At 61.3% G+C, this 12,743-nt stretch carries 12 protein-coding genes; 4 read left to right on the forward strand and 8 right to left on the reverse strand.

Features of this window, described 5'->3' with window-relative positions; all coding sequences use genetic code 11:
* Nucleotides 1-107 precede the first annotated feature (107 nt).
* The 3 genes from purB to TM1040_RS09400 all read right to left on the reverse strand — a co-directional run bounded on the left by purB (nt 108) and on the right by TM1040_RS09400 (nt 3,143).
* Complete coding sequence (gene purB / locus TM1040_RS09390) at nt 108-1,412, reverse strand: adenylosuccinate lyase (protein WP_011538354.1); 1,305 nt, start codon at nt 1,410-1,412, stop codon at nt 108-110.
* 114 nt (nt 1,413-1,526) lie between these two features.
* The gene (locus TM1040_RS09395; protein WP_044026715.1) at nt 1,527-1,787 is read right to left on the reverse strand and encodes a DUF6455 family protein; all 261 of its coding nucleotides are present in this window, start codon (nt 1,785-1,787) and stop codon (nt 1,527-1,529) included.
* Between the two features lie 84 nt (nt 1,788-1,871).
* Nucleotides 1,872-3,143 (reverse strand): bifunctional alpha/beta hydrolase/OsmC family protein, encoded by a 1,272-nt coding sequence (locus TM1040_RS09400; RefSeq protein ID WP_011538356.1) that lies wholly within the window; start codon nt 3,141-3,143, stop codon nt 1,872-1,874.
* Between the two features lie 128 nt (nt 3,144-3,271).
* Here TM1040_RS09400 and TM1040_RS09405 point away from each other — a divergent pair, with 128 nt between their 5' ends.
* On the forward strand, nt 3,272-3,859 hold the full coding sequence (locus TM1040_RS09405; protein WP_011538357.1) for an NUDIX hydrolase: 588 nt from the start codon (nt 3,272-3,274) through the stop codon (nt 3,857-3,859).
* 53 nt (nt 3,860-3,912) lie between these two features.
* Complete coding sequence (locus TM1040_RS09410) at nt 3,913-4,764, forward strand: endonuclease/exonuclease/phosphatase family protein (protein WP_254658869.1); 852 nt, start codon at nt 3,913-3,915, stop codon at nt 4,762-4,764.
* A gap of 18 nt (nt 4,765-4,782) precedes the next feature.
* Here TM1040_RS09410 and dddP read toward each other — a convergent pair whose 3' ends face one another.
* The gene (gene dddP, locus TM1040_RS09415; protein WP_011538359.1) at nt 4,783-6,126 is read right to left on the reverse strand and encodes a dimethylsulfonioproprionate lyase DddP; all 1,344 of its coding nucleotides are present in this window, start codon (nt 6,124-6,126) and stop codon (nt 4,783-4,785) included.
* Between the two features lie 193 nt (nt 6,127-6,319).
* Between dddP and TM1040_RS09420 the strand changes: the two genes are divergently transcribed.
* Complete coding sequence (locus TM1040_RS09420) at nt 6,320-7,087, forward strand: heme-dependent oxidative N-demethylase family protein (RefSeq protein ID WP_011538360.1); 768 nt, start codon at nt 6,320-6,322, stop codon at nt 7,085-7,087.
* A gap of 37 nt (nt 7,088-7,124) precedes the next feature.
* Here TM1040_RS09420 and TM1040_RS09425 read toward each other — a convergent pair whose 3' ends face one another.
* The 3 genes from TM1040_RS09425 to TM1040_RS09435 form a co-directional block, all read right to left on the reverse strand.
* Nucleotides 7,125-8,129, reverse strand: a complete 1,005-nt coding sequence (locus tag TM1040_RS09425) for a hypothetical protein (protein ID WP_044026716.1) — start codon at nt 8,127-8,129, stop codon at nt 7,125-7,127.
* A gap of 261 nt (nt 8,130-8,390) precedes the next feature.
* On the reverse strand, nt 8,391-9,203 hold the full coding sequence (locus TM1040_RS09430) for a lytic murein transglycosylase (protein WP_011538362.1): 813 nt from the start codon (nt 9,201-9,203) through the stop codon (nt 8,391-8,393).
* A gap of 87 nt (nt 9,204-9,290) precedes the next feature.
* Nucleotides 9,291-10,553 (reverse strand): Hsp70 family protein, encoded by a 1,263-nt coding sequence (locus tag TM1040_RS09435; RefSeq protein WP_011538363.1) that lies wholly within the window; start codon nt 10,551-10,553, stop codon nt 9,291-9,293.
* A gap of 164 nt (nt 10,554-10,717) precedes the next feature.
* On the opposite strand from TM1040_RS09435, the gene TM1040_RS09440 reads away from it, so the two are divergent.
* Nucleotides 10,718-11,179 (forward strand): hypothetical protein, encoded by a 462-nt coding sequence (locus tag TM1040_RS09440; RefSeq protein ID WP_044027069.1) that lies wholly within the window; start codon nt 10,718-10,720, stop codon nt 11,177-11,179.
* A 146-nt stretch (nt 11,180-11,325) separates the two neighbouring features.
* On the opposite strand, the gene glnA is transcribed toward TM1040_RS09440, so the two are convergent.
* On the reverse strand, nt 11,326-12,732 hold the full coding sequence (glnA, locus tag TM1040_RS09445; protein ID WP_011538365.1) for a type I glutamate--ammonia ligase: 1,407 nt from the start codon (nt 12,730-12,732) through the stop codon (nt 11,326-11,328).
* Between the last annotated feature and the right edge of the window lie 11 nt (nt 12,733-12,743).

A 12,743-nucleotide genomic window follows, 5' to 3' on the forward strand; every position in this document is an offset into this window, starting at 1 on the left:
TGAAAACGCGCGGATCGTCCAAATTTTGTTTTCACGAAGCTGTGAGGGGGTAAAAGAAAAACCCCGCCGAGGAGGGCGGGGTTTCTGATCTGTGCATGAGGGTGGGATTATTCGCCAAACACCCGCTTGAAGATCGTGTCGACATGTTTGGTGTGATAGCCCATGTCGAATTTCTCGTTGATGCCGTCCTCGCCCAGGGCCGCAACCACCTCGGCATCCGCCAGCAGCAGCTCGCGGAAATCAAGGCGCTCTTCCCAGACCTTGAGCGCGTTGCGCTGGACCATGGAATAGGCGTCCTCGCGGCTCACACCCGCCTGGGTGAGCGCCAGCAGAACGCGCTGGGACATCACGAGGCCGGGGAACTTGTTCATGTTCTCAAGCATGTTTTCCGGGAACACCAGCATCTTGTCGATCACGCCCGCCAGACGGTGCAGCGCAAAATCGAGCGTCACGGTGGCGTCGGGGCCGATGCCACGCTCCACCGAGGAGTGCGAGATGTCACGCTCGTGCCAAAGCGCCACGTTCTCCATCGCCGGGATCACCGACATGCGCACCAGACGCGCAAGACCGGTGAGATTCTCGGTCAGGACCGGGTTTTTCTTGTGCGGCATCGCCGAGGAGCCTTTCTGGCCCATGGAGAAGAATTCCGCACCTTCCAGCACCTCGGTGCGCTGCATGTGGCGGATCTCAACCGCGATGTTCTCGATAGAGGAGGCAATCACGCCGAGGGTGGCAAAGAACATGGCGTGGCGGTCGCGGGGGATCACCTGCGTGGAAATCGGCTCCGGGTTGAGGCCCAGCTGTTCGCAGACATGTTCTTCGACGCGTGGGTCGATATTGGCAAAGGTGCCCACGGCGCCAGAGATCGCACCGGTGGCGATTTCCTCGCGTGCGGCGATCAGGCGTTTCTTGTTGCGGTCCATCTCGGCGTAGAAGCGCGCAAAGGTCAGGCCCATGGTGGTGGGCTCGGCGTGGATGCCGTGGCTGCGGCCAACGCGCACGGTGTCTTTGTGTTCCAGCGCGCGTTTTTTGAGCGCGTCCAGGAGCTTGTCCATGCCGACCATCAACAGGTCCGCAGCGCGCGTCAGCTGCACGTTGAAACAGGTATCAAGCACATCCGAAGAGGTCATGCCCTGATGCACAAAGCGCGCTTCTTCCGATCCGACATGCTCGGCCAGATGGGTCAGAAAGGCGATGACGTCATGTTTGGTTACGGCTTCGATCTCGTCGATGCGGGCGACGTCAAACTCGACATCTTTGGCTTTCCAGACCGCTTCGGCATTCTCGCGCGGGATCACGCCGAGGTTTGCCATGGCGTCGCAGGCGTGCGCCTCGATTTCGTACCAGATGCGGAACTTGGTCTCGGGAGACCAGACGGCAACCATATCGGGGCGGGCGTAGCGGGGGATCATGGGCAGCAGCACCTTTCAAAGACGGTGGAAGAGATGGCGCTCTCATAGACGAGCGATGCCGCGGCGGCAAGCGCCGCGCCGCAGCAGGGCCCGATCTGCCGTTGAAAACGTGCCTTAGACCTGGGTTTCCGGGATCTCAAAGCTGGCTTTGTTCTCGCAATAGCTGGGGCAGGCCGAAAGATGATCATTCTCGGCTTGAAGCGCGCCACAGGCGACCTGCTCGTGGCATCCGGCGCAGCGCGTGACCATTTGCATCAGGCGGCGCGCTTCACGCTCTGGGTCGCGGGCCATGCGGGCGGCCTGATCTACACCGAGCCGCTGGCTCATTCCATTGACGAGATCGGCGCTGTGGCCGAGTTTGCGCATCAGTCCCATGGCGGGCATCCTCTTGTTGCTGGCTCCGGAGAGCCTAGCCGAGAGGACGCGCCGCACATTGATGTCGATCAAATGGGATGTCGATCAAATGGAGGCGGTGTCGAGATCCTGCCCTTCGCGGGACATATCAGGCAGCTTTGGTGCATCTTCCAACCGTGTTTCGACCCGTGAGCTCTGTTCAAGGGTGCGATGCACCGGGCATTTGTCGGCAATCTCCAGAAGCTTGGCGCGCTGCTCCGCATCTAGATCTCCCTGCAGATGGATCACCCGCATGAAGCGATCGATCTTGGCAGGGCCAGAGGGGATGGCATCCTGCGCATGGACCTTGTCGTGGCAGACCTCGACGCTGATCCCCTCGAGGAGCCAGTCTTTGCGCCGGGCATACATCCGCAAGGTCATCGACGTGCAGGCCCCAAGGCCGGCGGCCACAAACCCATAGGGTGACAGGCCCCGGTTGGTGCCACCATAGGCTTCGGGCTCGTCAGCCAGCAGATGATGGTAGGGGCCGTTCTGCACATCCTGCAAGAACCCCTGCGGGTCCGCCTCGGTGACGCGGATGACACCCTCTGGGGCGCCGGGCGGGGGCGCGGGGGGCTTCATGTCTACATACCGCGTGGCCCAGGTGGCAATCATATCTGCTGCATATTCGGCATCACAGGGATCGGTGATCAGGTGATCGGCATCATCAAGGGTGACAAAGCTCTTGGGGTGGCGCGCCGCACCAAAGATCTCGGCCGCGTTGTCGATCGAAACCGTGGCATCCCGCGGCGCATGCATCACAAGAAGTGCGGCCCTGAGGTCCGAGATCGCCTCTCCAAGTTCCGTCTGGCCGATGTCATCGACAAATTCCTTGCCGATCACAAAGGGCCGCCCGCCAAGGTTTACTTCGGCCCGGCCCGTGCGGTTGATTTCCTCCAGCGCATCCTCGAAATGATGCGCCACATGACCCGGATCAAAGGGCGCACCCAGCGTCACCACGCTTTTGACCGAGGGGATACCTGCCCGCGCGCGCAGCACCGCCGCACCGCCCAGCGAATGTCCGATCAGCATATCTGGCGCCATGTTGCGGCTGGCCAGATAGCGCGCAGCCGCAATCAGATCGGCGACATTGGAGGTGAAGCTGGTGTTTGCAAACTCGCCGCCCGAATGACCCAGCCCGGTGAAATCAAATCGCAGCACCGCGATCCCCATGGCGGCCAGACGCGCGGCAATACGCCGGGCGGCGGGGATGTCTTTGGAGCAGGTAAAACAATGGGCAAAAAGGGCGGTGGCCAACACCGGCCCTTCGGGCAGGTCGAGGCGCGCGGCGAGGTCATGTCCGGCATGGCCGGCAAAGCTGATGCGTTCGGTTGGCATGGGCGTCGCTTTCGGGGGTTGGGCTTTCGGGGCTGGCGAGGGTGGTTCGACCTCTTTAAACTGCGCCGATGGGGGAGCAACGGCAAGTCGGCGATGGCTCCCGTCACGGTAAGGTGAAGGAGCGTCACATGGGCGTGCAGGACATCGCGGCCCCGTCCGAGGCCATGGAGGCCCTCGCAGGTATCGGCCGCTTTGCGCCGCTGGATGCGCGCGATCGCGAGATGTGGGCGCGGCTTTCGGCCTTTTGCGCCGAGTTTGGCGCTGAGGGGCCCGGCGCTTTTGGACGTGATCCGGGGATCGGTCATGTGACCGCTTCGGCCTTTGTGTTGTCTGCGGGTCTCGACGCGGTTCTCTTGACCCATCACGCCAAGCTCAACCGCTGGCTGCAGTTGGGCGGGCATTGCGATGGCATCGAGGACGCCTGTTTTGTCGCCACCAAAGAAGCCTATGAGGAAAGCGGTCTGCGCCGCATCCGCCTTCTCAGCCCCGAGGTGTTCGACGTCGATGTGCATGAAATCCCCGCTTCATCGAAAGAGCAGCAGCATCTTCATTACGATGTGCGGTTTCTTTTTGTTGCCGAGGCCGGCGATCCGGTGGCCAGCGCGGAATCTCATGCGCTGGCCTGGGTGCCGCTGAGCGCACTTTCAACAGAGCCCGAGAGCGTTGCCGTACTGGCGCGCAAATGGCCCCTGTGGCATGCGCGGTTGGGCCTTTGATGCGGCTGCGCAGATGGGCACGGATGGGGCTCTGGGGAGGCTTGGCACTGAGCATGCTGGCGCTTTCTGGGGGCTACCTTGGTGCGCTGCATCCCCTTGGCGATAGTCTTGCGGTCTTTCGCGTGCCCTTCGCCGGGGGGGCGATCGTTTTTGCCTTCTTGCTGCGCCACGACGTGCGCGCGGCGCTGTTCGGTCTCTTGGCGAGTGTTGGGATGCTGGGGATGTGGCTCGGTCACTCCGGCGGGGGGCAGGATCTTACCGCGCCAGAGCTCACGCTCTATCAGCAGAACCTGCTCTGGCGAAACGCAGGCAATGCGCGTCTTGTAGCGGCCATTCGGGACTCCGGTGCGGATCTGGTGACGCTGGAGGAGGTCTCGGACCAGAACCTGCCCATTCTTCAGAGCCTGCAGCCAGATTACCCGGTGCAGCATGTCTGCGCGTTTCGCAAGGTTGGTCGGGTGGCCGTGCTGGCGCGCGGGCTGCGCGCGACCCAGCGGCTGACCTGCGCCGAAGACCTCGGGCTGGCCGCCATGGAGGTCGAGGGACCGAAGGGGCGTTTCTGGGTGGCAGCCCTGCATCTGCCCTGGCCCTGGCCGCACGAGCAGGCCGCTCATGTGGAGCGCATTGTGGCGGAGCTGACTGCGCTTGAGGGGCCAATGATCCTTGCCGGGGACTTCAACGCCGTGGCCTGGTCTCACACGGTGAAACGCATCGGGGCTGCGGGGGGCATGGCGCGGGTTGGTCCCTATGGGGCGACCTTTGAGCTGCCCCCGCTCGGCTACCCTATCGGGATCGATCATGTGCTTGCGCCCAAGGGCCTCGGCGTCATCGAAAGACAGCCCAAGCTGGCGTCGGATCATCACGGGCTTCTGGCCCGCCTGCCATGGCCGGAGGCGCAGGACTGAAGCACGTGAGCCTTGCGGTCACTCCTGTCCCATCAGCGCCGGGTCAAAGGGGTAGGTGGTCAGGTTCTCATATCCATCCTCGGTGATCAGCACCTGATCTTCGAGCTTGATGGAAAAATCCCCTCCCACTTCGCCCACCAGCGCCTCGACGCAGAGCACCATGCCCGGCTCCAGCGGGTAGTCATAGGCGCCCTCCACCGCGTGATCCGGATAGGCCACAAGGGGCCACTCATCACAGAGCCCAACCCCATGCATCAGGCAGCCGTATTTCTGCGCCTGATACTTGGCATCAAGCACATGGGTGCCTGCGCTGAGCTCGGGGATCATCACGCCGGGTTTGAGCATCTCCATATTGGTCATGATGTGCTCATGGGCGTGCTGCATCGCATAGATCATGTCCGGGCGCGGTTTCTCATCCCCGATCCACCAGCTGCGCGAGATGTCGACGCAGATCCCGTAGCTGCCCACAAGGTCGGTATCAAACGAGATGATCTCGTTGCGCTGCGTGATCCGGGGGCCGCATTCCTGAAACCACGGGTTGGTGCGCGGTCCAGAGGCCAAGAGCCGCGTCTCGATCCACTCGCCGCCGCGACGGATGTTCTCGGCATGGAGCACCGCCCAGATATCATCCTCTGATGTCGTGCCGTCGCCCACATTCAGCCGTGCGAAATCCTCCATTGCGCGTACAGCCGTCTCGCAGGCATGTGAGGCACAGCGCATGGCGAGGATCTCGTCCACACCCTTGATGGCGCGCGCCTTTTCGGTGACCTCTTCGCCTTCCATGATCTCAAAGCCTTGCGCTTCGAGCGCGCGCAGCCCGTGGAGCATGATCTTGTCCACCGCGAGGCGCTTGTTGCCACCGCCATGCTCTGCAATTAGGTTCCGGATTTCATTGGAGAGCGCATCCGCTGCAACGTCCACCTTGTCGCCACGATCAAAATAAAACAGATCCGCGCCCGAGCGCTGTTCGCGTACCAAGGGGTTGAACGTCGAAAGAAACGGTGAATTCTTGTAGTCCCACATCACCATGTAACCGTCCGCACACAACAGCAGGGCGCGAAACGGGTTGTGCGTGTTCCAGAGCTGCATGTTGGTGCTGTCGGTGGCATAGCGGATGTTGAGCGGGTCAAACATCAACAGCCCGCCATAGTCCCGGTCGACAATCGCCTGCGTCAATCGCTGCCAGCGATAGCTCCGCATTGCCTCAAGGTTGGGCAGGCTGAGCCCCGCCGCCGTCCATTCCGCAAACGCCAGTTGCGTGGGGCCGATCTCGATGCGGTCATTGTCGTTGGGGGTGCCGTCGCCAAGCACAGCGCCTCGGCTGGGGTCGATCTTGCGACGATCGCGAAAATGTTCGTTCATCTGCACCTCCCTGCGGTCTCAGCTGTGGTCTCAGCGTTAGCCTGCAGGGCGCTGGGCGGGCGGGCGTTCCCAAATGCGACCTCGAAAGGGGGCATTTTGGCGAATTTGGATGGAAAATGCCGGTACTACCCTCTGAAACTGTCCAGAACTGTACAGTGGTAGACAGATTTGGTCGGGCTGCTATGGCTATGCGATGACTGAGATTCTCCACCGCACCCTGCCATATCATCCGATGACACCGCGCCCGCTGCCCGGTATTGAGCCGCTTGCGCCCGAGGACTGGCTGCGCTTTGACGAGGGGTTTGCCCCCCAGATGCAGGAGCGCACGCGTCTGTTGCGCGATCATGCGGATGCCGTGCTGGCAATGGCCCCCGAGGCGGAGCCTGCCGCACAGGAGCTGCTCGATCATGTGCTTGCAGCGCGCTATGGCGCGGGGCGACAGGTGCAGCGGATCACGCGCCCGGATGGGATTGAGGTGGCACTCAATCGTGCCGCCCCGATGGAGACCCTGGGCCACATCGCGCAGCAGGATTTCTGTATTCTTGAAAAGCCCGAAGGCAGCACCGAGCATATCCTGACAGCCGCGGTTTTGTGTTTTCCCGCCAGTTGGACCCTCTCGGAGAAGGTCATGAAACCACTGCTGGCGATCCACGCTCCGGTGCAGGACTATGACAGCGGGATTGCACGGCGGGTGCAGCGATTGTTTGACGGTGTGCAGGCAGGTCGGCCGCTCTGGCGCTTTAATGCACTGTGGTATGCGGATCCGAGCCTGCATCAGCCACGTTTGGAACAGGATCCACGCCCAACGTCGACGCCAGAGACCCGCGCCTATCTACGCAGCGAATTGCAGTCTATTTATCGGCTGCCCCAGACCAGAGCGGTGGTGTTCTCGATCCACACGCAGGTGCTTGCCCGCGCGGATGTGCTCAGCCAGTGGGGAGACGAGAAAACCCCGCAATAGGCTGATATTGCGGGGCTTATATGTCCATTTTTGCGCGTCAGTTGACAGCGGCGTTCAACAGTACCGTTGATTCAAGGAACACCAACACCGCAAGCAGGGCCATCATCTGCACACTGAAACGCATGTCGCCGCCGCGAATGAAATTGACTGCCGCCGCCGTGATGCCAAGCGGGAGCGAAAACAGTGCCATGATCGCTGTCAGCACCCAGGCGCTGGCCTTGTTGGGGTTGCAATTTTCGAGCGAGAGCGCCCCGGAGACCTTCTTGTAGGTCGCAGAGAGATCCTTTTGGGCAGGGGCCCGCCGCTCAATGACCCGGTCGCAGGCCAGGGACAGGCTGCCAAAGGTCTCATCTACCGGCGCAAACCGTGCAGCGCCTTTGGGGCATTGCGGTGCTTCGCGCGCGTCCTGCTCTGCATCGGCATTGCGCGCAGCGTAGCTGTCAAAGGCCATCACTGGCGCCATGACGGGCGTCGCCGCAGGCCGGGCGTCCCCAATCGGGGTGGCGCTTTGGTCGTCGATGGGCAGTTGGATGTCGCAGGCCAGATCGACCCCGTCGAGGGGAGCGGTCTGCTCTTCTGATTGCGTCTCGGGCGCAAAGGCTGCCAGAAACGCGTCGCGATCCAGCATGATCCCGGTCTCCAGCCATTCTACCGTGGTTGCATCAAGCTCGGCCAGAAGGCTCTGCAGGGTGCGCGCCAGGATCATCTCGGTAAGCTCCGCATCCACATGATCGGGAAAGCGGGGCGTCAGGATCAGGTCCAGATGGCTGCGGCAGGGGTTCCCGTCGCTCTGTCGCATGGGGTGTGGGCTGCGACGATGGCGGATGTCGACGATATAGTGGTCACATTCCAGCCGGATGCGATGCGCCCTTTTGGTGTGAAACTGATCCACCTCATGCCCAAATTCTTCGAGCGTTTGAACAACAAGCACCGAGGCCTTTGACAGCGCCGCTTCGTCCCGCTCTCCAAACCCGAGCTTGCCGCGATAGGCCGAGGTCTGCACATTCTGTGTTGTCTGATCGAGCACCGTGAAATCCTCCATCGGTTGTGGTCCAACCCAAGGTAGATTCCGAAAACGTAGAAATTTGGGCGGGAACGACAGATATATCGTCGTAAAATTCCAAGGTGCCCGTCGCTCGTCGGTTTGGCGTAAGTTACTATAAATAATAAATATATTTCGCGGAGGTTTTGCGCGGGCGGGCAAATGCGGCAGGAACTGGACCTCTGACAGCCACATTGATGCCCAAGCCCTTACAATCTGGCGACCTCGTCGTTGATTGTTCTTAACGCCCGGATCTCAGGCTCAGGAGCCGTCGATCTGCCGGCCCATGATGGCGAGGGACTGCTGGTACACGGTGGCGGCATTCCATTGTTTGAGCACTTTGTAGTTGGGCTCGCCCTGCTGATAGCCTTTGCCCGGCCGCCAGCCTTTTTGACGCAGGAAATGCGCGGTAGAGGCGAGTGCGTCGCCCATGTCGTAGAAATCCACCCGCCCGTCGCGGTTCCAGTCCTGACCATATTTCAGTGCGTTGCCTGGCAGAAACTGCGTGTGGCCCAGCTCCCCGTGTTTCGCACCTTTGGTGGCCATCGAGATCGCACCCTGATCCACGAGCTTGAGCGCGCCGATGGCGTGGGGTTCAAAAAACTCCGAGCGGCGGCAGTCATAGGTGAGGGTCACAATCGACGACACCACCTGACTGTCGCCCATATAATTGCCAAAGGCGGTCTCCATGCCATGAATGGCGATCAACAGCCCCGCCGGCACGCCATATTTGCGCTCAAGCGCGGCAAAGAACTCTGCATTGCGGGCCTTGTGACGGCGGCCCTGTGCCACGATGGTTGTCGCGCCGCGCACCTGCATGAACTTCTCAAGACTATAGCGAAAGCTCTTCTGATTGCGGTCGGCGGCGATGGTGCCGGTGGCATATCGGGTTTGCGCCAGCGCGTTGAGCCCGGCCTGACGGACCCCGGCCCGTTTGGCCGTGCGCGCAAAATCGGCCTTCCAGGCTTCAAACCCCGCGGCGGTGTTGCCACAACTCGCGGCGCGCACGACCTCGGGGGTGGCAACGGCAAGGCAGGTCACAAGACCAAGGGCGGCGAGACGGGAAAACAGCATGAAAGACCCTCATTGGAAATGGCGCGGATAGGATCAACCTACGCGCCGGAGCCTCTGTTTTCATCTCTTATTTGCGGGGAGCTTTTGTCAGGCGGCGCCATCCTGCGTTTCAAGCGCTAGCCCATCGGCCACTGCGGTGAGGGCGCGCTCGGTCTCGATCTCGGCGGTGGGGCAGAGGTCCTGAAGGGCGGCGCGCACCGCCATCAGCAAGGCCGAACCCCCAACCATGACACACCGCGTGACCGCCTCTGGCGCCACATCGGCCAGCCGGAGTGTCTCCTTGGCCTCATCCTGGATCTCGCGCACCATCTGCGCCAGCGACGCTTCCAGCGCGGCGCGGGGCAGGGCGGCAGAAAGACCGCGTTCGATCAGGCGCAGGTCGATCTGGGCGCCCGCGTCGTCGCTGCCATTGGCACGGATTTTCCCGGCCTCCGTTGCAAAGGCCAGATCATGCCCCAGTTCGTCTTCGAGCACCTGCACCAGACGGTTGAGCGTGGTGGGGTCTTCGGCGTTCTGCGCCAGATCCCGCGCGGCGCGGCGAGTGTCGAGACCATAGAGAAAGGGGATCATCTGCCATGTGGCAAGATCGTTGAAGATCCGATTGGGGGCGGGCAGGCTGCCCTCACCAAAGCTGTTGCGGATCATCGCCCCGCGCCCCAGATGCGGCATCACATGGTCGATGCTGATCTGGCGGTCAAAATCGGTGCCCCCCAACCGCAGGCCATGGCTGGCCAGAATACGCGTCCCGCCCGTCGCATCTTGTTCAAAGCAGGTGAAATCCGAGGTGCCGCCGCCGATGTCCACCACAAGGCCGATGCCCGGATGCGGGCGCGCCGCGCGCAAGGCGGCTTCGGGCTCATACATAAAGGTCACATCCTGAAATCCGGCCTTCTTGTAGCAATGGCGCAGGTCTTCTTCGGCGCGGGCGTTGCGGGTCTCATCCTTGGAGTGAAACTTTACCGGCCGCCCCGAGAGCGCATGGGTGAATTCCATCCGGGTTGCAGTTTCGGCGCGGGTTTTCACCTCGCGCAGGAAATGCGCGATCACATCGGTGAAATCCATCGTCACACCACCGAGGCGACGTTTTTCATAAAGGAGCGATGTGCCAAGCAGGCTTTTCAATGCGCGCATGAAGCGGCCCTCTTCGCCCTCAATGAGCGCGCGGGTCGCGCTGCGCCCGATGCGCATCTTCTTGCTGTCGCTGTCAAAGAACACCGCCGTGGGCAGCGTTGTCTCGCCCGGTTCAAGTTCCACCAGCCAGGGCCGCCCCGCCACCGCAAGTCCCGCAGCAGAATTTGAGGTGCCAAAGTCTATGCCAAGCGTGTTGGGGGACATAGCAGGGGAGTTCATTGCGCGGGCTCCTGTCGGGCGATGGAACGCACCTTCCTATGGGAGACAGCATAGGGCTTCAAGAGAAGAACTCCGAACTGGATTGGGGCGATTGTATTGGGGGCTTCAAGCTCTTGTTTAGGGTGAGTGAGCCAGTAAGGTGCCGTAGATTGGGGAGAAATTTCATGACTATTAAACCGGCCCAACGTTTTTTATCGATCGCATGCTGCGTGATGCTTGCGGCCTGCGGCGAGGTGCCTGCGAGCAATCAACTGCAATTCGACAATGATGGGAATGGCCGATTCAGTGGCAGCGCGGGGTCCGACTGGACGTCTCAGGAAGTCGAAACCCAGCTTTCCGGGCTTGTATGTGGCAATGGCTCGATTGCGGACTTCAACGTCAGTGTCTTGCCCTCGGCGCCCGATTATAAGGTTTTTTCAGGGCGCTGCGCCGCAGGCGTGGTGACAGATTCGAGCACTATGCAGAACCAGCTTGTGTCGAGGCCGGCAGGGGCTTCGGGTGTCGTGCCAATTCAGAATAGGCCAGTTCCTAATGCACCTGCCCAGAATGCGACCTCGGCCCCTGTGCCGGTTCCCACGGCAGGAAACAGGGGCGGCTGGGACGGCTCGACGCCATTCGTGGACTGACCCGGCTTGCACCCTTTGGCCTGGCGCGTCTTGCGGGCGCAACATGTCAGTGAGACGAGGATCGAGCTGAAAACCCCGGCTGCCAGAGCATAGAAAAAGGGCGCCCAGATGGGGCGCCCTTTCCATATCAGTCCAATCTCGAGAGATCAGCAGCTGTAGTACATCTGGTATTCGACCGGATGCGGGGTGTGCTCGTAGGTTTCCACCTCTTCCATCTTGAGGGCGATGTAGCCTTCGATCTGGTCTTTGGTGAACACGTCGCCCTGCAGCAGGAAGTCGTGGTCGGCCGCGAGCGACTCGAGCGCTTCGCGCAGGGAGCCACAGACGGTCGGGATGTCGGCCAGCTCTTCTGCGGGCAGGTCATAGAGGTTCTTATCCATGGCTTCGCCCGGATCGATCTTGTTCTTGATGCCGTCAAGGCCGGCCATCAGAAGCGCTGCAAACGCCAGGTAGGGGTTTGCCGCCGGATCGGGGAAGCGGGCCTCGACGCGCTTTGCCTTCGGGGATTCGGTCCACGGAATACGCACGCAGCCGGAACGGTTACGAGCGGAATACGCGCGCAGAACGGGGGCTTCAAAGCCCGGGATCAGACGCTTGTAGGAGTTGGTGGACGGGTTGGTGAAAGCATTCAGGGTTTTTGCGTGCTTCAGGATACCACCGATGAAGTACAGCGCTTCCTGCGACAGGTCCGCGTATTTGTCACCTGCAAAGAGCGGCTTGCCGTCTTTCCAGATGGACATGTTGACGTGCATGCCGGTGCCGTTGTCGCCTGCGATCGGCTTGGGCATGAAGGTCGCGGATTTGCCATAGGCGTGGGCCACGTTGTGGATCACGTATTTGTACTTCTGCAGCTCGTCGGCCTGTTTGGTCAGGCTGTCAAAGATCAGACCCAGCTCGTGCTGACAGGACGCAACCTCGTGGTGGTGCTTGTCCACTTTCATGCCCAGACGCTTCATGGTGGAGAGCATCTCGGAGCGCAGGTCCTGGGACTCGTCGACCGGGTTTACCGGGAAGTAGCCGCCTTTGACGCCCGGGCGGTGGCCCATGTTGCCGGTTTCATACTCAGCATCGGTGTTCCAGGAGGCGTCGGTTGCATCGACCTCGTAGGACACTTTGTTGATGGAGTTGGAGAAACGTACATCGTCAAACAGGAAGAATTCTGCTTCGGGGCCCATGTAGGCGACGTCACCGATGCCGGAGGCCTTGAGGTAGGCTTCTGCTTTTTCGGCAGTGCCGCGCGGGTCGCGCTCATAGGCTTCGCCGGTGTCGGGCTCGACCACGGAGCAGTGAATGCAGATGGTTTTTTCGGCGTAGAAGGGGTCGACATAGGCGGATTCGGTGTCGGGGATCAGCTTCATGTCGGAGGCTTCAATGGATTTCCAGCCTGCGATGGAAGAGCCGTCGAACATGAAGCCCTCGTCGAGGAAGTCCTCGTCGACCTGATCCGACATCAGGGTGACGTGCTGGAGCTTGCCGCGCGGGTCGGTGAAGCGGATGTCGACATATTCTGCCTCTTCATCCTTGATCAGCTTGAGAACAGCATCTTTGCTCATTTGAAGTTATT

This window comes from Ruegeria sp. TM1040 (assembly GCF_000014065.1).
GTDB lineage: Bacteria > Pseudomonadota > Alphaproteobacteria > Rhodobacterales > Rhodobacteraceae > Epibacterium.

What these genes read in the sequence shown, in the direction of transcription:
- purB (WP_011538354.1), bottom strand. Translation starts at nt 1,412, where the DNA reads ATGATCCCCCGCTACGCCCGCCCCGATATGGTTGCCGTCTGGTCTCCC.
- TM1040_RS09395 (WP_044026715.1), bottom strand. Translation starts at nt 1,787, where the DNA reads ATGGGACTGATGCGCAAACTCGGCCACAGCGCCGATCTCGTCAATGGA.
- TM1040_RS09400 (WP_011538356.1), bottom strand. Translation starts at nt 3,143, where the DNA reads ATGCCAACCGAACGCATCAGCTTTGCCGGCCATGCCGGACATGACCTC.
- TM1040_RS09405 (WP_011538357.1), top strand. Translation starts at nt 3,272, where the DNA reads ATGGGCGTGCAGGACATCGCGGCCCCGTCCGAGGCCATGGAGGCCCTC.
- TM1040_RS09410 (WP_254658869.1), top strand. Translation starts at nt 3,913, where the DNA reads ATGCTGGCGCTTTCTGGGGGCTACCTTGGTGCGCTGCATCCCCTTGGC.
- dddP (WP_011538359.1), bottom strand. Translation starts at nt 6,126, where the DNA reads ATGAACGAACATTTTCGCGATCGTCGCAAGATCGACCCCAGCCGAGGC.
- TM1040_RS09420 (WP_011538360.1), top strand. Translation starts at nt 6,320, where the DNA reads ATGACTGAGATTCTCCACCGCACCCTGCCATATCATCCGATGACACCG.
- TM1040_RS09425 (WP_044026716.1), bottom strand. Translation starts at nt 8,129, where the DNA reads ATGGAGGATTTCACGGTGCTCGATCAGACAACACAGAATGTGCAGACC.
- TM1040_RS09430 (WP_011538362.1), bottom strand. Translation starts at nt 9,203, where the DNA reads ATGCTGTTTTCCCGTCTCGCCGCCCTTGGTCTTGTGACCTGCCTTGCC.
- TM1040_RS09435 (WP_011538363.1), bottom strand. Translation starts at nt 10,553, where the DNA reads ATGAACTCCCCTGCTATGTCCCCCAACACGCTTGGCATAGACTTTGGC.
- TM1040_RS09440 (WP_044027069.1), top strand. Translation starts at nt 10,718, where the DNA reads ATGACTATTAAACCGGCCCAACGTTTTTTATCGATCGCATGCTGCGTG.
- glnA (WP_011538365.1), bottom strand. Translation starts at nt 12,732, where the DNA reads ATGAGCAAAGATGCTGTTCTCAAGCTGATCAAGGATGAAGAGGCAGAA.